Source organism: Streptomyces deccanensis (assembly GCF_022385335.1).
Taxonomy (GTDB): Bacteria; Actinomycetota; Actinomycetes; order Streptomycetales; family Streptomycetaceae; genus Streptomyces; species Streptomyces deccanensis.
Genome location: NZ_CP092431.1, coordinates 770,356 through 789,246, shown reverse-complemented (window position 1 = coordinate 789,246; position 18,891 = coordinate 770,356). Strand labels below are relative to the sequence as shown.

18 protein-coding genes and 2 pseudogenes are annotated in these 18,891 nt (G+C 68.9%); 11 read left to right on the top strand and 9 right to left on the bottom strand.

Annotated features, from left to right (window positions below; all coding sequences use genetic code 11):
- Window positions 1-22: 22 nt before the first annotated feature.
- Window positions 23-553, top strand: a complete 531-nt coding sequence (locus L3078_RS03630) for a hypothetical protein (RefSeq protein WP_239750632.1) — start codon at window positions 23-25, stop codon at window positions 551-553.
- Here the strand turns inward: L3078_RS03630 and L3078_RS03625 are convergent, their stop codons facing one another.
- A complete protein-coding gene (locus tag L3078_RS03625) occupies window positions 554-1,024 on the bottom strand; it encodes a hypothetical protein (RefSeq protein ID WP_239750631.1) in 471 nt (156 codons plus the stop codon).
- A gap of 346 nt (window positions 1,025-1,370) precedes the next feature.
- The gene (locus tag L3078_RS44880) at window positions 1,371-2,024 is read right to left on the bottom strand and encodes a TnsA-like heteromeric transposase endonuclease subunit (protein WP_420864159.1); all 654 of its coding nucleotides are present in this window, start codon (window positions 2,022-2,024) and stop codon (window positions 1,371-1,373) included.
- A 715-nt stretch (window positions 2,025-2,739) separates the two neighbouring features.
- On the opposite strand from L3078_RS44880, the gene L3078_RS03620 reads away from it, so the two are divergent.
- Window positions 2,740-3,030, top strand: a complete 291-nt coding sequence (locus tag L3078_RS03620; protein ID WP_239750629.1) for a hypothetical protein — start codon at window positions 2,740-2,742, stop codon at window positions 3,028-3,030.
- Window positions 3,031-3,045: 15 nt separating this feature from the next.
- Window positions 3,046-3,867, top strand: coding sequence for an SPDY domain-containing protein (locus L3078_RS03615; protein WP_239750628.1), 822 nt, complete (start codon window positions 3,046-3,048; stop codon window positions 3,865-3,867).
- A 993-nt stretch (window positions 3,868-4,860) separates the two neighbouring features.
- On the opposite strand, the gene L3078_RS03605 is transcribed toward L3078_RS03615, so the two are convergent.
- Together L3078_RS03605 and L3078_RS03600 are read right to left on the bottom strand one after the other, a co-directional pair.
- Window positions 4,861-5,400 (bottom strand): hypothetical protein, encoded by a 540-nt coding sequence (locus L3078_RS03605; RefSeq protein WP_239750627.1) that lies wholly within the window; start codon window positions 5,398-5,400, stop codon window positions 4,861-4,863.
- Entirely contained in the window at window positions 5,397-8,168 is a 2,772-nt protein-coding gene (locus L3078_RS03600) for an ATP-binding protein (RefSeq protein WP_239750626.1), read from the bottom strand. Before L3078_RS03600 ends, L3078_RS03605 begins: the two co-directional genes overlap by 4 nt.
- Window positions 8,169-8,713: 545 nt before the next feature.
- Here L3078_RS03600 and L3078_RS03595 point away from each other — a divergent pair.
- Entirely contained in the window at window positions 8,714-9,553 is an 840-nt protein-coding gene (locus tag L3078_RS03595) for an enoyl-CoA hydratase/isomerase family protein (protein WP_239750625.1), read from the top strand.
- 48 nt (window positions 9,554-9,601) lie between these two features.
- Here L3078_RS03595 and L3078_RS44515 read toward each other — a convergent pair whose 3' ends face one another.
- Window positions 9,602-9,730, bottom strand: coding sequence for a hypothetical protein (locus tag L3078_RS44515; protein WP_275593120.1), 129 nt, complete (start codon window positions 9,728-9,730; stop codon window positions 9,602-9,604).
- A 991-nt stretch (window positions 9,731-10,721) separates the two neighbouring features.
- On the opposite strand from L3078_RS44515, the gene L3078_RS03590 reads away from it, so the two are divergent.
- The 3 genes from L3078_RS03590 (at window position 10,722) to L3078_RS03580 (ending at window position 12,890) form a co-directional block, all read left to right on the top strand.
- Window positions 10,722-10,889: a hypothetical protein gene (locus L3078_RS03590; RefSeq protein WP_239750624.1), complete on the top strand. Its 168-nt coding sequence runs from the start codon at window positions 10,722-10,724 to the stop codon at window positions 10,887-10,889.
- 294 nt (window positions 10,890-11,183) lie between these two features.
- Window positions 11,184-12,050 (top strand): alpha/beta fold hydrolase, encoded by an 867-nt coding sequence (locus L3078_RS03585; RefSeq protein WP_239750623.1) that lies wholly within the window; start codon window positions 11,184-11,186, stop codon window positions 12,048-12,050.
- 33 nt (window positions 12,051-12,083) lie between these two features.
- Window positions 12,084-12,890, top strand: a complete 807-nt coding sequence (locus tag L3078_RS03580; protein WP_239750621.1) for a strictosidine synthase — start codon at window positions 12,084-12,086, stop codon at window positions 12,888-12,890.
- A 149-nt stretch (window positions 12,891-13,039) separates the two neighbouring features.
- Here L3078_RS03580 and L3078_RS03575 read toward each other — a convergent pair.
- Window positions 13,040-13,168, bottom strand: a pseudogene (locus L3078_RS03575) (transposase); the annotation flags it as partial.
- 534 nt (window positions 13,169-13,702) lie between these two features.
- On the opposite strand from L3078_RS03575, the gene L3078_RS03570 reads away from it, so the two are divergent.
- A complete protein-coding gene (locus L3078_RS03570) occupies window positions 13,703-14,533 on the top strand; it encodes an enoyl-CoA hydratase/isomerase family protein (RefSeq protein ID WP_239750620.1) in 831 nt (276 codons plus the stop codon).
- A gap of 681 nt (window positions 14,534-15,214) precedes the next feature.
- Here the strand turns inward: L3078_RS03570 and L3078_RS03565 are convergent.
- A pseudogene (locus L3078_RS03565) lies at window positions 15,215-15,274 on the bottom strand (hypothetical protein); the annotation flags it as partial.
- 141 nt (window positions 15,275-15,415) lie between these two features.
- On the opposite strand from L3078_RS03565, the gene L3078_RS03560 reads away from it, so the two are divergent.
- The gene (locus L3078_RS03560) at window positions 15,416-16,255 is read left to right on the top strand and encodes an alpha/beta fold hydrolase (protein WP_239750619.1); all 840 of its coding nucleotides are present in this window, start codon (window positions 15,416-15,418) and stop codon (window positions 16,253-16,255) included.
- Window positions 16,256-16,451: 196 nt separating this feature from the next.
- Window positions 16,452-17,180, top strand: coding sequence for an SDR family oxidoreductase (locus tag L3078_RS03555; protein ID WP_239750618.1), 729 nt, complete (start codon window positions 16,452-16,454; stop codon window positions 17,178-17,180).
- A 263-nt stretch (window positions 17,181-17,443) separates the two neighbouring features.
- On the opposite strand, the gene L3078_RS03550 is transcribed toward L3078_RS03555, so the two are convergent.
- Entirely contained in the window at window positions 17,444-17,737 is a 294-nt protein-coding gene (locus L3078_RS03550) for a hypothetical protein (protein ID WP_239760747.1), read from the bottom strand.
- A 63-nt stretch (window positions 17,738-17,800) separates the two neighbouring features.
- Window positions 17,801-18,385, bottom strand: a complete 585-nt coding sequence (locus L3078_RS03545; RefSeq protein WP_420864034.1) for a GtrA domain-containing protein — start codon at window positions 18,383-18,385, stop codon at window positions 17,801-17,803.
- A gap of 162 nt (window positions 18,386-18,547) precedes the next feature.
- Between L3078_RS03545 and L3078_RS03540 the strand changes: the two genes are divergently transcribed.
- Complete coding sequence (locus tag L3078_RS03540; RefSeq protein ID WP_239750617.1) at window positions 18,548-18,889, top strand: hypothetical protein; 342 nt, start codon at window positions 18,548-18,550, stop codon at window positions 18,887-18,889.
- The last annotated feature ends 2 nt before the right edge of the window (window positions 18,890-18,891 follow it).

The window sequence follows — 18,891 nt, the reverse complement described above, 5'->3', positions numbered from 1 at the left end:
AAGCAACGTAGGCTCACGGGCTGTGAGTCAACTGGATGAGATCGGGAAGACGCGCTATCTGGTCCTTCATGACTATGGCATGGGAGGTCTGTGGTGGTGGGTGTGGGCGGGCTCTGCCGAGGAGATTGTCAGTGCCTGCGCCGAAGTTGAGGTGATCACGAACCCGGGCGCCGTGAGACGTGCCGAGACGTGGGACTTGGAGGAAGTCCACCTTGACGCTCCGGATCCAAATCCGCTGTCCAGCCTCCGCGCGCAGAGGGATGCCCAGCGTGGTCAGCCCGGATTCGCCGTCCTGGTGGGACGGGACCGGGTCTACTTGCGCTGGCCGGAGACCGAGGAGGGAGAGGTCTTCTTGATGGAGCTCGGGCCGGACGGGCGGCGGTTGCGCCAGGTTGAGATCGGTCCCGACGGGGGTGCGGTCAAGTCGAGTGTCGAGGACTGGCCGTTCAACCCGCCGTTCGATCTTCATGATCCGCAGTATTTGGCCATGGAGATCAGCCGTGATGACTTCGAGGCGGCATGGCAGCGAGCTCATCGCAAACCCGAAGGTTGATCAGTCGGGCGCCTGGGCTGCGCGAGGTCGGCAGAATCGTTGTAGAGCGGGTCCTGGGCACCAATGGTGGTGTAGATCCGGGCGAATCGTCGGCTCAACTCGGTCGTTGTGCCAGGTGAAGCTCTTTTGCTGGGCCTGCAACATGAGCCGCTTGCGGTCGCCCGTCACAAGGTCCGTCTGCCCGGCCAGTGCCTCGGTGACAGCCTTGACGACGCGCTCGTCCGTCCTCCCGGTGTCGGGGAGCCGGCGGCTTCCGGTACCGGTCGTCCACCAGTCCCCTAACCCCGCGGCCTCATAGCGCTGCAGCATCCGCAGAAAGGTCCGCTTGCTGATCTGCTGCCCGCCCGCGGCCAGCTCAGCGACCTTCGCAGCTTCCCGCTTCATCAGCGTCCGCCAAGTCGGGTCGTACTCGGTCGAGGAGCCGTGCCCTCCACCGCGTCCGGGGGGCAGCCCGGTGATGACTTCCACCACGTGCTGTTCTCAGAGCGGGCCTGCTCGACGGCCGACGGCGGCAACGCATCAACCAGCGCGAACGGGGGCAGGACTCTTTCCGGGACCGCCTCCGGTCCCCGGTCCAGCACCTCGAAGTCAGCGGCCGCCATCACGTAGCCAGCAGCCATGACGCTGGTCTCGCCCCTGTCGCCGAGCAGCCGCGAGGCCGTTCCCCCCAGCCCGATGACCTGCTGATTCCGGCCCTCGAACCGGATCCGGTCCCCGACCCGCAGAACCCCACGTGGTGCCGGCTCACCCATGACTCACCGCCGCGCAGCCGACCAAAGATCCGTCTCCCAGCGGCACCGCCAGGTCAAGACGCAGGTCACCGCGCCACAGCAGGTGGTAAAGCGTCGGCAGGACGGACAGGGGCCCCCACCGCCGCGGCCCCGTCCATGAGCAACCGCGCATCCCCGCAAGTGTCCATGAGCCGCTTCGGGACGTCACCGATCGGTTGCGCGGATGCCGATAGCCAGACAGCCAGGGGACGTTGGCCATCTCCACCGGATCGGGCTCGTGCACCAGCACGTAGGACCAGCAGCCCATCTCCTGGCACATCTCCTCGGTCACCGAAGCCTTGACCGAATCTTCCGGGCCGACCCGGTCCGGCCGGCCGGACATCGACGACCAGACCCGAACCGTCCTCCAGCCGCGCAAAGTAGTCCGGCGTATGCGAGACCTGGCGCGTCGTACCCTGCCACGTGACCCGGAACGGCTGCGAGGCCAGCCCAACCACCCGTCGGTCGTGGTCGAAGAGTATGGCCCGGTCCCGCTCCAGCCACGACTCGAACCCCACCAGCGACGCTGTCGTCGCGGCCCAGTAGCAGCCCGCGAAGTGCCGCTGCGCGCGTACGACGTGAACCTCCGCACCCGGGAGCACCGACCCGAGTGGAACCTGGGACACCGCCTCCAGTACGGACTTCCTCAGCCCGCCGCCTTCGCCATCAGCCCACTCGACATCGACCGGACTCAGATGCATCGCCACCCCCGGCTCCGCGTACCTGCCCAAGACGACCGTGACAGATACAACGAGAACCGGACCAGAGAAATGGGATCAAACCCGACTTAGATCCGATACCAGGAGTGAGATTCCGACACGGAATCTGAGATCCCACACGTCGTCAAGGACACGAGTTCGTCGGGGCAAGTTCGCCGCGGGCAGACAGGAAAGACTGGCCAAGGTGTGCGAGAGCATGTCAACGTGGACGACCTTGGAAGAAGTCCCAGGTCAGATAGGTAATGATCCGTAACGTCTGTAGGCCCTTGCTTCTCCACTACCGTCCTAGCCTCGCGACTGCGCGAGTGGCAGCTCGGCCTCGGCCGCCCGCTGCTGGTCATGGACAAGATCTTGCGGAGGACGTCCTTCTGATCGTCGATGAGCGTGCGGACTTGCACGTCAGCTTGAACGGCGGCAGGTTGTGCCTCGGCTGATCCCGCTCGGCCACGCCGGCGCGGACGGTGAGGGTTGGAAGATCGTCGTCACCGACACTGCCAACACACCGTGGCTGCCACCTCCTTTGACACCGAGACGCGGCCGCGATCCCCGCAGCCTAATGCGCGTGCTGGAGAACTTCCGAGCCTCTGACACGCGGACACCTACAGGAAGTGTCTGCCATCCGCTCGGCTGGCCGTGCCAAGCGCCGGCCCGTACCGCCGCTCCCCATTCTTTCCTCGCGCGCTACAGGAGGCTTTTCGTGACGTTCTCGGAGATGACCGTCGGCGATCTCATCGACTTGCTGTCCGGCTGCGACTGCAGGGCTCCGGTCCGCCAGGCCATGAACCCCTTCGCCCCGATGGCACACCGCTTGGCGCAGGTTCTGGAGTCGGTGGACGAGACCGGCCGGACCGTCGTCTACCTCGCCGAAGGCCCGGCCCCGGACGCACAGCTCGGCCATCTGCCGCCCGAGGTCGCCATCGCCCTGACGTGGCAGGGCCCGGTCCAGGCGCCCCCGATCCGCCCTCGCCGCCATGCCGGCGGCAGCTAGACCCGCACCGAGCCCTTGGAGGCGCCCCTGTATCCCGACCTTCCGCCCGACTCGTCCGCTTCTTACGGCGGACCACCCGCGTTCTGGGTCGGTCCCCGGTATCTGGCCGGTGACGACGGGCGCCTCTACGACACCGTCGCCGACACACTGGCCGGCCTGGGCTGGGCGGGCCTGACGATCGTCCGCGGACGGCAGGTGCCGGACGAGGCGCCGGAGGACCGGCAAGTCCTGCGCAGCACCGTTCTGCATGTCAGCCCTGACGCCCTGCGCTGGGCCCAGTGGTGCCTGGCGGACGAGCCGTTCCATCTGGGCGAGTTGCCGATCGCTTGGCAGATTTCCGCTCGCGGCGAGGCGGACAGTCCGCTCGCTCAGTGGTCGGCCTACTTCACCCGCGATGTTCCTGGCGAGGCGCTGGCGGAATTCCTGATCGCGCTCGACGCCCATGAGCAGCCTGCCGTGCCGCTCGGCGGATCCGAGCTGGTCCTCGACGCTGTCGCGGCCCATGGATGGTTTCGCGACGTCGACCAGCCCCAGACGGCGGCGACGGATCCGACGTTCACCTCGCACATCAGCCTCGGCGAGGTTCCGCCCCTCATTCAGGACGCCGACCCACACGCCTTGACGGCCGAGGCCGACGAAGCGGGACCGGCCGGGTGGCAGGCGTGGTCCGAGCCTGCGCTCGGTGCACCATGTCTGTGGGCGGCTTCCTTCGCCGCCAGCGTTCCGCACGATCTCGTCGCCGCCTTCGCCGCGTCCCTCAGCTCGACCGCCCCGGTTCTGCGGCGAGTGCTGCCCGCAGCCACCCGGGAACGCCTCCTGCGCGCACCGGCCAACTGACACCCGCCCGCACCACTTGGTGATCGCGGTCCGGCACCCTCCCACTCGGGGATGCCGGGCCTTCTTGTTTCTCCGGGCCGCTGGCCTTCGGTGCCGAGGCGGTTTGCCGTGAGGGAACGATGCAGGATTCGGCAATGCACCTCAGGTCCGGCGTGCTTATGACCTTCGCTTTCATCGGCGCCATGGCGATCGCGATTACGGTCCGTTCCCGCCGGTAGCGCATGGCTGCCTTCGCGGCACAATTGGAGGCATTCCAGCAGCACCGACGTTCCCGTCAGGGGCAGCTTCTTCAGGTCACGCGGGTCCACCAGCGTGTACGGCGTGTCAAAAGTCGTCGTGACCTGGTGCGACACCGGTCGGCTACAGGACGCCTTTAGAACTCCCGCAGTGTCAGCGGAATTCACGCACTGATGACCGGTAACAAGCCGCCCGGGGAGGAGAGTCCAGAGGCCTCTGTCCCAACAGTCGGTGAATGCGGCTGGATGACCGGCTGATCGAGCGTTGGTGGTCCGCGCTCAGGCCAAGGACTGCAACCGATCGGCGCGGGAAGTCCGTGGCAGCAGCTCACGAAACGACGTCTCGACTGGGCCCTCGAGGGTGAGGCCACCGATCGCCTTGGCATGATCCGGCAGGCAGGAGCGGCGGTGAGTATGTAGGCGATGTACGCGCATCGGCCCTTCCACTTGGCCTCCTCGGCATGTTGGCCGGGACACTGCAGCTCTCCCGGGCCCTGGCCGACCGGCGGCTCGCCGACGGACTCCTCGGACAGGGCATCCGCAACGCCCTGGCAATGCTGGATGCCGGGCAGAACTGATCGTCGCTTCAATCGGTGACCTGTTGCCCCTGTCAGGGAAGGCGTCATCGATGATCCAGCCCCCACCCGGGGGCCCTCTCCAGCGCGTCGCGGTCGACCACCGTGTGTTCGGTGAACCTCTCGACGGCTTTGCTGCGCGCGATCGCCAGGAAGTCCTCGCCCGGCTGCCGCTGGTCGGGTCAGTGTGCCGCGTGGGCGAGGAGAGCGGGGAAGTTGATCCTGGCGGTCTGCAGTTTCGCGTCGTGGGGCTCGGGGACCCCGCCGTCGGTGATGTACAGCCGGTCGCCGCGGACCGCGGTCGCGGAGGGAGAGGCCAGACCGTCCGCGCTGGTCAGAATGGCCTTGTAGTTGCCGTCCGGGTAGATCGCCACGACCCTGTCCGGACCGTTGTTCGAGGAGGAGCCGTTCTGCGCCGCGAACACCACATCGGAGAAGGGGGTCAGGAAGCTGAGGTCGTCGATGTTGGGCAGGCCGCCCGCGACCACCCGGATGGGACCGGCCGCGCCGGTGGGGGTGATCGGTACCCGCAGCAGTGTTCCCTTGTTGAAGTTGCTGATCCACAGGGCGCCGTTGTGGAACCTGAGCCCGTTGGCGCCGATCGGCAGGGCTTCGGTGGGTACCGGTGCGAGAGCGGCGTCGGTCAGCCACCGGGTGGCCTCTCCGCCCGAGACCGGAACGGACCAGATGGTGCCCTTCAGTCCCCGAAGGCGTCCGGTCAATTGATCAGACGCAGCCCGTCCCCGAAGTCGATGCGCGCGAGGTCGGCGCGCGCGACGATGCCGAGCTTGGGGAACACGTTGGCCAGGTGATGGGCCACCGTGCGGGGACTGATCAACAGCTGTGCCCCGATCTCCCGGTTGGTGAGCCCCATCGCGGCCAGCCGTGCGACTCTAGACTCCTGCGGGGTGAGGACGGCCGCGGTGTCCCGGGCCGGTGCCGAGTCGCGGCGCGGGTGCTGCCCGGCCAGTTCCTGTTCGGCCCGCGCGCGGGCGAGCAGGGGCGCGGCGTCCAGCCGCCGGAAGGCCTCCGCGGCTTCGGCCAGCTGGGTCCGGGCGTCGCTGCGGCGGCCGGCCCGGCGCAGCCACTCGCCGTACAGCAGGCGCGTGCGGGCGTAGTTGAAGGGCCGCGACCGGGCTCCGGGGACATCCAGCGCGAGCCGGAACTCCTTGTCCGCATCCGTTCCCGACGCCAGCAGGGCTTGGACCAGGTGCGTCGCGGAGATCGCCCACGCCGCGTCGGTCCGCCGGGCCCACGACTGCAGCAGCCGCGCCTGTTCCTCCGCCGTGGCCCGCTGTCCTGCCTGGAGGGCGGCCTCGGTGGTGTCCGGCGCGGCGAGCACCGCGAAGGTGGGGTGCGCCGCGTGGTGTCCGTCCTCGGTCAGGCGGACCAGGTAGTCCAAGGCCTCCTCGGCCCGGCCGGCGAACAGCGCCGACATGCCGAGGGTCCACTGCGCGGCGGCGCAGAGCACGCGCACACTGCGCGGGACGGAAGCCTCGAAGGCCCGGGCGGCGTGATCCGCGACGGCCTGCTCATCGCCCCGGGCGGCTGCAAGGTATCCGAGACAGTTGTGGCACCGCGACGCCAGGTCGTCGTCACCGATCTCCCTGGCCACCCGCAGCCCCTCCAGGGCGTCGGCCGCGGTCGAGGTCCAGGAGCCCTGCGCGGTGCCCAGCGCAGCCGTCTGGGCCAGCGAATGGGCCAGGGCGACCATCTCGTCCGTGGTCCGTAGCCGGTCGATCTCCCAGCGCAGAGTCTCCTCCAGGGCCGACTCGATCCCCCAGGCCAGCGCCAACGGGGCCGGCGGCTTCAGGAGCCAGGAACTGCCGCTGAGCCGGTTGAGGACCTCGGCGCCGGGCGTCACGGCCTGGTCGCGGTCATCGGCCGAGCCTCCCAGGTCCTGCGTCCACCATTGGCGCAGCAACGGCAGCAGGTCGGCATTCGGGAAGTTCCCCTGCGGAAGCCGCCGCACCAGTCGCTCCAGCGCCTCGCGCTGCAACTCGTCGTGCCCGGCCACCCACGCCGCCCGCAGCGCCATGCTGCCGAGGGTGAATGCCTGCCCCGCGTCGGCCACCCGCTCCATGTCCTGGATCAGGCGACGGCAGGCGACTGCCAGATCGCCGTGCGCGAACTCGATCAGACCGCGCAGCCCTTCGCTGAACTCCCCGACCACAGCTTCGGACGACAACCCTTCCGCACGTTCCAGCATGCCCCGCGCCACATCGACCTGTCCGGCCTCCCAGGCCGCCCTCGCTCCGCAGGACAGCCGCCGGGCCGCGTCGCCCGCCGCGGGTGACAGCCTCGCCGCACGCCGCAGGGCCCGGGCGGCCGTGACACAGGCGCCGCGCGCCCAGGATCGGCGGGCCGACTCCTCCAGCAGGCGGGCCACCTCCTCGTCGGTTCCGCCCGTGGCTTCCACCGCTGCGGCGAGATGCCAGGGGCGCAGCTCGTCGGCATGCTCACCGCTCAGCACGGAGGCGAGCGCGTGATGCACAGCCTGCCGGTCCACGGGCGGCGCCACGTCGTAGACGACCGCCCCCATGAGCGGGTGACGGAAGCGGATCCGCCCGCCCGATCCCGTGGTGAGCAGGCCCGAGTGCAGGGCCTCCTCCCACGCGGCCGCGCCGAGGCCCAGCACGCCGCCGGCCTGGCGCAGGGTGTCCCGGTCACTGCGGTCATCGGCGGCGGCGAGGAGAAGCGCGGTGCGGGCGGGCGCCGACAACCTCTCGATCCGGGCGTGGAAGGAACGACGCAGGCGGGGCCCCACAGCGAACTGGTCATCGCCGAGCGGGTACGCCGAGAGGTCGCCGGCCACTTCGGCCGTGGGCAGCTCGCGCAGTGCGAGCGGATTGCCGGCCGCCGCACGGACCGTGCGGCGGATCACCGCCTCGTCCGCGTGCGGAGCGGCGGCACGGGCCAGGAGAGTCGCGTTGCCCACGTCCAGCCCGCCCACCTCCATCGCCGCCAGTTTCTCCCAGGGGCCCTCGACGGGATCGTCATGACCGGTGAGAAGCATGACCACGGGTTGATCCCGCAACCGGCGTGCGACGAAGGCCAGGCACTGAGCTGACGGCTCGTCCAGCCACTGGGCGTCGTCGGCGACGATCAGGACCGGCCGCTTCTTGGCCAGTTCTCCCACGAGGGTCAGTACGGCCACGCCGATCAGGAACCGGTCCGCCGCGTCGTCGCTCAGCCCGAGCGCCCCGTTCAGGGCCTTGGCCTGTGGCCGCGGAAGCGTACCGATCCGCTCCGTCACCGGCCACAGCAGTTCGTGCAGCGCGGCGAAGGCGAGCCCGGACTCAAGGCGCGTACCGCGACATCGCAGGACGGTGAAGTCCGCGGCGGCTGACTGGGCCGCGTATTCGAGCAGCGCGGTCTTACCGATGCCGGGTTCACCCCACAACATCGTGGTGGCTCCGGATCCCTGACGGGCGCCGTCAAGGCTCCGGTCAAGGGCTGCCTGCTCAAGGCGCCGTCCGTACAAGTCCATTTGCTTGAAAGCTTAAAGGGCTGCGGTCGCCCGTAGCCACTTTGGGCCACCGCCTTCAACAACATCTGGCGATGTCTTGACGGACACGATGCCGGACACGATGGCGGATCCGCTTCCCCCACCTCCGGCCTACCGTCGGGCGTGATCATCACACCCGCGCCCCACCGCAGGAGAAAGCATGACGACGGCGCCCCGGAGCCGGAGAACGTCGGCAGGACAGTGGCTCAGCCCGCCGCGCCGAACACCACGAGTGCCGCGGGCGGCCACCAGCTCGAAACCGGGACCGCGCCGCACTGCCGTCCCGATCTCCTTCCGCGTCGGCACGTCGCCGCGCCCGCCCTCGACGAACAGCCCCGCGCACCCGGTCGGTCGGCGCCACGCCTACCCCGCTCGCCGTCGGGCCGATCGGGTGGAAGCAACAGCATGGAGCGGCACGACATGACCACGCGGGCCAGACCTGACTCCGGGCGCCGCCTCTGCCGGCTCAGGGGCCCCGGCAAATACGTCTTGCTGACAAACCATCACAGTCACCCTTGGAGCACACGATGACGCAACCCAGCACGATCGGTGTGGAGCGGCTGACACCGGCCATCCGCAGGATCACCTTCTCGAATCCACCGGTGAACCTCATCGTCGGGGAGACCGCGTCCCGACTGGTCGAGATCGTCACGGAGCTGAGCGAGGACCCGCAGGTTCACGTAGTCCTCTTCACCAGCAGCACGCCCGGCTACTTCTTCAACCACTTCGACCTCGGCCGGGTCACTGACTTCCTGCCGTCGCCGTCCGATCCGGAGGCCACGCCGGCGTGGACCGATGTCGTGCTACGGCTGGCCACGGCTCCGTTCATCAGCATCGCGTCCATCCGCGGCCGGACCAGGGGCGGCGGAAACGAACTGGCCCTGGCCTGCGACCTGCGCTACGCCAGCCGCGAGCACGCGGTGTTCGGCCACCCCGAGGTCGGCGGCGGGATCGTTCCCGGCGGCGGGGGTACGGAGCGCCTGCCCCGGCTCATAGGACGGGATCGGGCGCTTGAAGCCATCCTCAGCAGCGCCGACTACGACGCCGACACGGCGGAACGGTACGGATGGGTGACCCGCACCGTCGCCGACGCCGAACTGGACGGCTTCGTGGACGGCATCGCCAGCCGACTGGCGTCCTTCGACAAGACGGCGCTGGCGACCGCCAAGGCACAGGTCAACCGGGCGACGCTCCCGCCCGACGCCGACCTGCTGACGGCCTACTCCGAGTTCCTGGGCTCCCTGACCTGGCCAGGGGTCCAGGCGAGCGCGCCCCTGTTCGAGAAGATACTCGCCGAGAAAGGTGTCGAAGAGGTGGAGTCCCGTCTGGGCGAATACCTCGGCATCGCACGTCAGCAGAGCGACTGAGCAGCGCCCTGCGAGCACCCGTGCACGACCAGCGGACGACGCCTACGCCTAAGGGATCACCTCCAGCGCCACGATCACCACGGCCGCCCGCCGGTTCGACATCCACGACGGGCGGGCGGCCCCGGGCAGAAGCTCGTCGACCCGACCGTCCAGCCGCTCATCATGACCCGAAGCCACGTACGGACCGTGTCCGCCGGAAATGCGCGGGTACCTGGCGGCCTCGACGACGGGTGGAACGTCGAGGCGCAGGTCCGCACTCGCCGGCGCGCTGCGTGCCCGCGCCCCCAGCGCCCGAACGCGGCTCACCAGCCGCAACCGGCGCTCCAGCACAACACGCCCGCCCCACACACCGCCCGTGACCAGCGGTTTCCGGCTTCGGCCCGCGAACCCGCACGAGCACCCGGCAGAAGAACTCATACCGGGCCCCACAACGCCTCTCCGCGCAGGACACCGGAAGGAGTTGAACCATGAGAGGCACCGTCACCATCATCGAGAAGGGCGACGTGCGGGTGCACAGTTACATGGCTCCCGACGACAACATCAACGTCACCACCCAGCTGATCGAGACCCCGGGCCGGTTTGTCGCGGTGGACGGCCAGATCTCGACCGCGGGCGCCGACGAGGTCGTCGCATATGCCAAGGAGTTCGGCAAACCGCCGGACCGGCCCATCATCACCCATGAACACCCGGACCACTTCCAGGGCTCGGTCCGCTTCAGCGCACCCATTCACGCGCCGGCTGTCACACGTGATCAGATGGCGGCGCGCGGCGATCTCATGGACCCGACCGGCATCCCGGTCCCCGCGGCGGATGCGGCCCCACCGTCCTGGTCACCCCGGATACCGAGGTCATCGACAGCGTTCCGTTCGTCTTCGAAACCCTCCTGGGCGGTGAGACCTCCGACCAGCGGCAGAGGGCAGTTCGTGGGTGCTGTCCGTTTCTCGCCAGCGCTGAGGCAGAACCGCTGGTCGCGGGTTTCGCGGCGGCCACTGCTGCCTGGTGCAGTTGTCGGCGTCGACCCGGTGAGGACATCGAGTCTGACGATGCGTTTCAGCTTGGCCCGGGTGCCTTCGATGTTCTTCGGGGTATTTCGTGGTCGAGCGCTTCGCACACACCACGGGCCCGGAGGGGGGCCGGCGACCTCGTTGAAGACGGCGAGGATGCGGGGGTGGTCCGGGTACTCGGGCAGGCCGGGCGCGGCGGTCTGGGCCGGGAGACGGTCAGCAAGAGCAGTGACGGTCTTCCGGCTGATCCTCCGGTGTTCGTCATCGCCGACGCGGCGCGCTCCCCGCCGCACACGCTGCGCCCCGTTCTCCGCCGGGACGCGCGCGGCTGACGGCGTGCGCCGGTGCTGGACCGGTAGGCCGCCACACGATCCCACTCGCCTCGGAACGCTTGCGGTCTCTCGGCCACACCGATAACATTACGATCGTAAGTCAATTAGGGGTCGCCCTCCCGGTGATGGCGCTCGTGACGTGCGGGTCCCCGGCTCGGAAGGGGTAGTCGCACAGTCCCTCTCCCATGGTCCGTCCGCGGCAAAGCAGGACATCACCGGCAATTACTGATCCCGCCGCGACCGCGACGGACGGTCCAGACCGCACCGGCACAGAACAAGCAAGGAGAAACCACCATGAGCACCAAGGCCACCCCGAACGAACCCGTCATCACCTCCTACGCGAAGGCCCCGGCCCGCACCATCGCCACCGGCGGTGTCACCTACGCCTACCGTGAGCTGGGGCCCGAGGGCGGCATCCCCGTCGTCTTCTTCGTCCACCTCGCCGGGACCCTGGACAACTGGGACCCGCGCATCATCGACCCCATCGCCAGAGGCCGCCATGTCATCGCCTTCGACAACCGCGGTGTCGGAGCCTCCACCGGCCAGGTGCCGGACAGTGTCGAGGCGATGGCCGACGACGCCTACACCTTCGTCAAGGCCCTCGGGTACGACAAGATCGACGTCTTCTCCTTCTCCCTCGGCGGCATGGTCGCCCAGGCCCTGGCGGTGAAGCACCCCGAGCTCATCCGCAAGCTCGTCCTCACCGGCACCGGGCCCAAGGGCGGCAAGGACATCGACAAGGTCGTCGCCACCACTTACTGGGACACGCTGCGGGCCACCCTGACTCGTTCGGACCCCAAGGAGTTCCTGTTCTTCAACCGCAACGCCGCCGGCAAGACCGCCGCGCGCGCCTTCGTCAACCGGCTCAAGGAACGCACCGTCGACCGCGACGCGGACATCAAGTTCAAGGCCTTCCAGACGCAGCTGAAGGCGATCAAGAAGTGGGGGCTCTCCACCCCCGACGACCTGTCGAAGATCACCCAGCCCACGCTGATCGCCAACGGCGACAACGACCGCATGGTCCCCTCGGTCCTCTCCGGCGACCTGCACCGGCGCATCAAGGGCAGCGAGCTGATCATCTACCCCGACTCCGGTCACGGCGGCATCTTCCAGTACCACGAGGAGTTCGCCCCGGTCGCCGCCGAGTTCCTCGCCGGATGACCACCGCCTGACCAGGAAGAGAAGGGCAACACCGTGAGCGTGCAACCGGCCGCCGTGCAACTGGACGTGAAGAAGCACTTCACCTCCTCGATCCTGTTGTGGGTGCGCACCGACCAGCCCCGCCAGACTGGTATGGACCACTGGAAGGGCCCGCACTCAAGGATCATCTCCGCCACCCCCGGCCTGGAGGAGTACCGCCAGATCCACCTCGCCGAGCGCAACCCCGGCCGGTGGCCGGCGACCGGCGGAGTGGAGACCTCGATCCCCGTCGACCGGAAGATCGACGGCGTCGCGGAAGTCACCTTCCAGTCGCCGCTTGCGCCCTCACAGGGGCGCAAGCAGACGAAGCTGGCCTACGCCGACGAGATCAACGTCTTCCGGCGCACCCTGCTCTACACCGGCACGCCGAACTCCTCCCGTTGGTACGACGTCGCAGGCCCGGGCGAGAAGGTCGGGACCCGCGTCCTGGTCTACCTGCGCCGCAGAGACGAGGCCGGTGCGGCCGAGTTCCGGAAGTTGATCAAGAAGCAGCTCGTCCCCGTACTTGCCGGCACCGGAATGCTGAAGGAGCTGCGCACGCAGACGTTCCTGCCCTGGATCGAAAAGCTCTGGGACACCCCGAACGTCGCCCACGACAACCCCCACGACCAGCGCTTCCACGCCTCCCTCATCCTCGGGTTCACCGACACCGCAGCACGGGATGCCTTCTTCACCGGCAAGGTGATCCAGGACCTGTCCGACCAGCTGGCACCGCTGGTCTCCGCGATCCACGCCTACGACGTCACCGCCGCCCTCACCTACGTCAAGAACGGAAAGGTCCTCCCGCACTACCAGGAGTGAGCGGCAACGGCCGGGAGCCGAACCGCCGGACCTGCTCGGCAACCCGTCTCCCGTCCCACCGGCGTCCCGTCGCCGTCCGATTTCCTTCACGCATCCGGAGCCGGACCAGGAGCGAGCAAAGCGCCCTCCACTATGAGCGCACCTCACCCCAGCTCATGAATGACCTGGTCGGTCCCGTCGCCCCGCCAGGCCGCGAAGTAGTACGCGGTGATCACCGGCTCGATCAGCAACCACTGCTCGTCCGACAAGTCACTCGGATGCGGCTTGCGTTCACTCACCCGGTCACCTCACCAGATCACCAACCGCGGACCGGCAGAATTTCGCTCCTCCGCGCACCATCAGGCGGCAGCAGACCCGCTCAAGGACCCATGAACCACCCACTCGCGGAGACGGCCGAGTACCTGAAGGTTGCCGACGAGCTCCTCGGCGACGACGGCCAGGCCTACAAGCAGGCCATGGTCGAGTGCTTCCCCACCTGTGCGGCTCCTCTCGTGATCGACATCAGCAACTTCTATTCGGCACCCCGATCGTCATTCCGTCCGCCTGACCTTTCCCGCTCGTTCGTACGCTGCCGGACGGTCTCGACGGCTGCGGTTCGTCGGCCGGTGGGGAACGAGCGCCGGCTCGCCATGAGCTCGAACGAACGGAGCCCGCACCATGCCGCACAGGTGCAGGCGGGACTGGCACAGCCGATGCCGCTCCGACGGGCAAGTCGGCGACACCCGCACCCCACCAAGCCCAACAACTCCGTGGTCGCCGCACGCGATCACGGCCACGCAAGCCCAAGCCCCCTACGAAACGGAAACCACGCCATGAGCCAGCCCAGCACGATCCGCCTGGAGCGGACGACCCCGCGGACCGCGAGGATCACGTTCTCGAATCCTCCTGTGAACCTGGTGGTTCCCGAGTCCGTCGTAGCGCTGCACAAGATCGTTTCGGAGCTGGAGAACGATCCGGACATCCAGGTCGTCGTCTTCAGCAGTGAAGTCCCCGACTTCTTCATCAACCACTTCGACGCCGCCCAGGCCGGCGGCATCCCCGTGCCCGAGCACGAGGACGACAACCCGGTCTGGACCGACACGGTCCTGCGGCTGAGCAAGGCTCCGTTCGTCAGCATCGCGGCCATCCGGGGCCGTACCCGCGGCGGCGGAAACGAGCTGGCCCTGGCCTGCGACCTGCGCTACGCCAGCCGCGAGAAGGCGTTCTTCGGCCAGCCCGAGGTCGGCATCGGCCTCGTCCCCGGCGGAGGCGGCGGCGAGCGGCTGCCGCGCTTCATCGGCCGCGACCGCGCACTGGAGGCGATCCTGACCAGCGCCGACTACGACGCCGACCTGGCCGAGCGCTGGGGATGGGTCACCCGGACCCTGCCCGACGCCGAACTCGACGCTTTCGTCGACGCGACGGTCGCCCGTCTCGCCTCCTTCGACCGGCAGGCACTGGCGACCGCGAAGTCCCAGGTCAATCGGGCGACGCTGCCGCCGGACGCCCACCTGGTCGCGGCTTTCGGCGAATTCGCGGGCACGCTGACCCAGCCGGGATTCGCCGCGCGTGCGGTCGGGATCGGCGCACTGGCCGCCGAAAAGGGCCTCGACGTCGAGTACCAGCTGGGCGAGTACATCGGCCGGGTCAACGAAGCCCTCTGAGCTCCTCCCCCCGGCCACGCCCACGACCGACCCCAGCGCCCCACAGGGCGCCCGCGGGCACCGCGACACCCCAGGCGGGTTCCATCCCCGACCCACCGGGGTCCCCCTGGCGGCCGGACACGCCTCAACGGCAGCCCGGCCGTCGGCTCCCGGCCGGAGAGCCCCGCCACTCGCCTCGGTCGGCTGCGGGCAGGCTTTGGTCCTCCGAGCCGCTGGCTGGTCGCTGCTGCTGTGCGTCAGCGAGGCGAGAATCTCCTTGCGGCAGGCATCGAGGATTTCGTCCGCCAGCGGAGAATCGTCGGGGCATGCCCGCGACAGCAGGATCGCGCCGATCGAATGGGCGAGCATGTCGATCACCATGGCGCGGGTCGCGCGCTGATCCTGGTCCGCGTCCCCCGGTGTGTCGCTCGGGGCCTGAAGGGCCGTCACCAGGTTCTCGATCCCCGCTTCGAACTCGGTCTTGATGTCCGCCGGCTGACGGGCGGCGTCGCCGCCGAGGGCCGCGATGGTGCAGCCGTCGCCGCGCCCGTCGCGATGCTCCCGGGAGGCGTAGCTCTCGACGAACTCGGCGGGGCCCAGCCCTTCTGCCCGTGCCGCGGTCTGCGAGAGCCCGTTCGTAGACGCTTCGGCCATCAGGTCGGCCTTGGAGCGGAAGTGCTTGTAGAACCCGCCATGGGTGCGCCCGGCAGCCGCCATCAGCTCCGCCGCACCGACACCTTCATAACCGCGCTCACGGAACAGCCGGGCGGCCGTCGCGACGATGTGCGCACGGTTCTGCGATCGACAGCCAAGCAGATTTAGATGTCATTCGACATCTAAAAGCTTGACTTTTAGATTACGACCAGCATCCTATTATTCATCCCCTCCAGAAAGGCTCGGACCATGAGTGACACGCATGTGACCGCCCCGACCCAGTACGTCGAGGTCGACGGCGACCGATTCGCCTACCGCCGCTGGGGCAAGCCCTCCGGCGTGCCGATCTTCCTCGTCCAGCACTTCCTCGGGGGGATGGACCACTGGGACCCCCTGCTCACCGACGGCCTGGCCGAAGGCCGTGAGGTCATCCTGTTCAACGGGCGCGGCGTCGCCTCGTCGTCCGGCACGCCGCGCAACCGGATGGAGGACATGGCCGACGACATCGCCGCGGTCATCCGGGCGCTGGGGCTGGAGCAGGTCGACCTGCTCGGTTTCTCGATCGGCGGTCACCAGGCGCAGGAGGTCGCGCTGCGCCACCCGCAGCTGGTGCGCAAGCTCCTCCTGCTCGCCACCAGCCCGCGGGGCGGGGACCCGACGAGTGACCCCAAGGTGCCCGAGGTGGCAGCGAATCCGGTCCCCACCGTGGAGGACTTCGTCTTCCTGTTCTTCGGCCGCTCCGAGGCCGCGGTCGAAGCGGGCCGGGCCTTCTGGGAGCGACGCCACCAGCGGGTCGACCAGGACCCGCCGAGCTCGCCCGCAGTCGCACAGGCGCAGTTCGAAGCGGCCATCGCCTACGGGGAACCGCTGCCCGGCGAGAACCCCTACGCCTACCTGAACGCGATCACCCAGCCGACGCTGGTCCTCAACGGCGAGAACGACATAATGATCGCCTCGATCAACTCCTGGCACCTCGCCCAGAACATCCCCGACGCCCAGCTGTTGATCTACCCCGACGCCGGGCACGGATCGCAGTTCCAGTACCCCGAGCGGTTCCTGAAGCACGCCCTTCAGTTCCTCGACGAGTAAACAGCCGCGCGCGAAAGGCGAACGGCACGTCTCGGCCGACAGTTTCGCGGCCATCGACCGTCGGCGGCACGGAAGTCATGCGCCGGGGCAGCAGTCGCGCTCGTCGAGGCCGGCCTGACCAGCCCTCCCGGGGGCACGCCCCATTACCTGGGCGTGCCCCCACCCCCGAAGAACCATCTGAGGAGAAGAGGCAGACATGAAGATCGAAGGTTCGGTCGCTTTGGTGACCGGTGCCAATCGTGGCATCGGCAAGGCCTTCGCGGACGAGCTCCTCGCCCGCGGTGCGACCAAGGTGTACGCGGCTGTCCGTGATGTCGCCTCCATCACGGACCCGCGGCTCACGCCCGTCGCGCTGGACGTCACGGACCCGGCAGCCGTCGCCGCGGCCGCCGCCCAGTTCGCCGACGTCTCGATCGTCGTGAACAACGCCGGTGTCGCCAGCAGCAACTTCCCCCTCTCCGCGTCGCTCGACGTGGCGCGCAGCGAGCTCGAGGTGAACTACTTCGGGCTCATCTCCATGACGCAGGCCTTCGCGCCGGTCGTGGCCGCCAACGGCGGCGGTGCCTTCGTCAACATGCTCTCGGTCGCCTCGTGGGCGGCCTACCCCGTAGCCGCGACGTACGGCGCGTCGAAGGCAGCCGCGTGGAGCTACACCAACGCCGCCAGGCAGCAGCTCAAGACACAGGGGACCGAGGTCGTCGCCGTCCACGTCGGGCCCGTCGACACCGACATGCAGGCCGGCTTCGACGTCGCCAAGACACCTCCTGCCGACGTGGCCCGCAGTGCCCTGGACGCGCTTGAGGCAGGTCGGCCCGAAGCCATCGTCGATGAGCTCAGCCGCAACGTGAAGTCCACGCTGCACGACGACCAGGCCCTGCTGTACCCGGCCATCATGGCGCAGTTCACCGGGCAACTGGGCGACTGACCCACGGGAGTGCCGGCGGCAAAGCCGAGCCGCGGTACTCAGGTCGAGAGCAGCCGCGTGTCGGTATCGCGCCCGGCGAGATGTCGGCGCGGCCCGGCCCGGGCATGTAGCGGAGCAGGTTCATGCATTCTGCGTGGCGGATCGGGCGGGCTCGCCGTCCGCGTGCCGGGGCCCCGCAACAGTCGCCGCGGTGAGGTTCAGGCGGGTGTCCATGTGGAGGTTCACATCGCCGTAGGGCCGGACGAGTAACCAGAACAGCGGGGTCAGGCCGCGCCGGTCAACGCGGATAAGGAGGTCCGCCCACTCCGGTCGCCGAGGATGTCCTGGAGCATCGGGGTGTTCACGTTGCGCTGTTCCTCAAGGTGATGGCGGACAGGAGCGAGGTGGTCGGGGTTGGCGAGGGCCTCCTCGAGCTCGGTCAGGTGGCCGTTCAGCGCCCGGCGGCCGGCAGGCGTTAGGACCTGCTGGGCGCCGTCCTTGCCGGTGACCGGGAGGCGGACCTGCGGGCCGGACTCGTCGACATCGCTGCCGACCTCGGCGGCGATACAGAAGCCCACAAGCCCGGGCCGATGCCCGCCCGGAACCGCTCACCGCGTCAGCCCCGATGTTCGCCTATCCGCTCAGAGTGCAGGAAGCGGTGCGACCACGGACACCTGCGCGCCCGCTCGGCCAGCCGGCGAGGAGCCCATGGCCCGCGTTGTCGGGCGGGTCCCGCTGTCGGCGAAAACGAACAGGCGCAGCACCAGGAAACGGCCGATACCGGCGAGTCCGGCGGCGCCGAGGTAGACGGCTTGCTCGTAGAGAGTTGCGGCCGACGGTTGCATCAGGTGCAGGACGAACACCGCGGCGGAGGTCACCGCGTAGGCGGCCGTGGCCGACCCCGCCGACTGCCAGTGCTGGCGCCATCCGGCACGCCCTGTCCCGAAGGTGAAGCGTGCGTGGAGCTCCGTGCCGAGCGCAGTGGAGGCGACGGTGATCAGCGCGTTCGCCACAGCCCAGGGAATCAGTCCTGCGAGCACCGCCACGGCGGCGCTGGACGCGACCCCGACACCGCCGCCGAACAGAACGAACCGGGCAAAAGCGGCGAGTGGACCGGAGGCGCCCAAGCCATGTCGCACCGCAGCCGCATCGGCCTTCGCCTGCCCCGACTCCCGCGCTTCGTCCACCGTTGCCGGCGTCAGCTTCGATGCGACCAGCGACTTCACGGGAAGTCCCTTTCGGATGGGGAGGGCGAACCTCCTGGACCGGCGGGGCTCGCGCAACTCGGCTGCCCGACCGCTTCCGTTTCTTTGCCTTACGACCATACGACTACAGTTGACGAACGCTCGGCAAGAGTCTGGCCGGTTTTAAATTATGACCGTACTCACATGGGTGACGGCGGGCAGAGCAACCACCGCCTCCATCAGTGGGTGGAAGCAGACACGGCCGTCCGGGCGTGTGGTGAGCAGGCCCGAGTGCATCGCCTGGTCCCACCCGAGTGCGTCGAGGCCGAGCACAAGTGCGGCCTGGCGCAGGGGGTTGCGATCGCTGCGGCGACGACCGGCGGCGGCGAGAAGGAGCGCGGTGCGGGCAGGCGCGGACAACTTCTCGATCCGGGCGCGGAAGGCGCGGCGCAGGCGCGGCCCGACGGCGATCCGAACTTCGCCGTCTCCGTGACCGATCCGATGACCGATCCGATGACCGATCCGCTTGCGGCTCGCTGCCCGTAGCG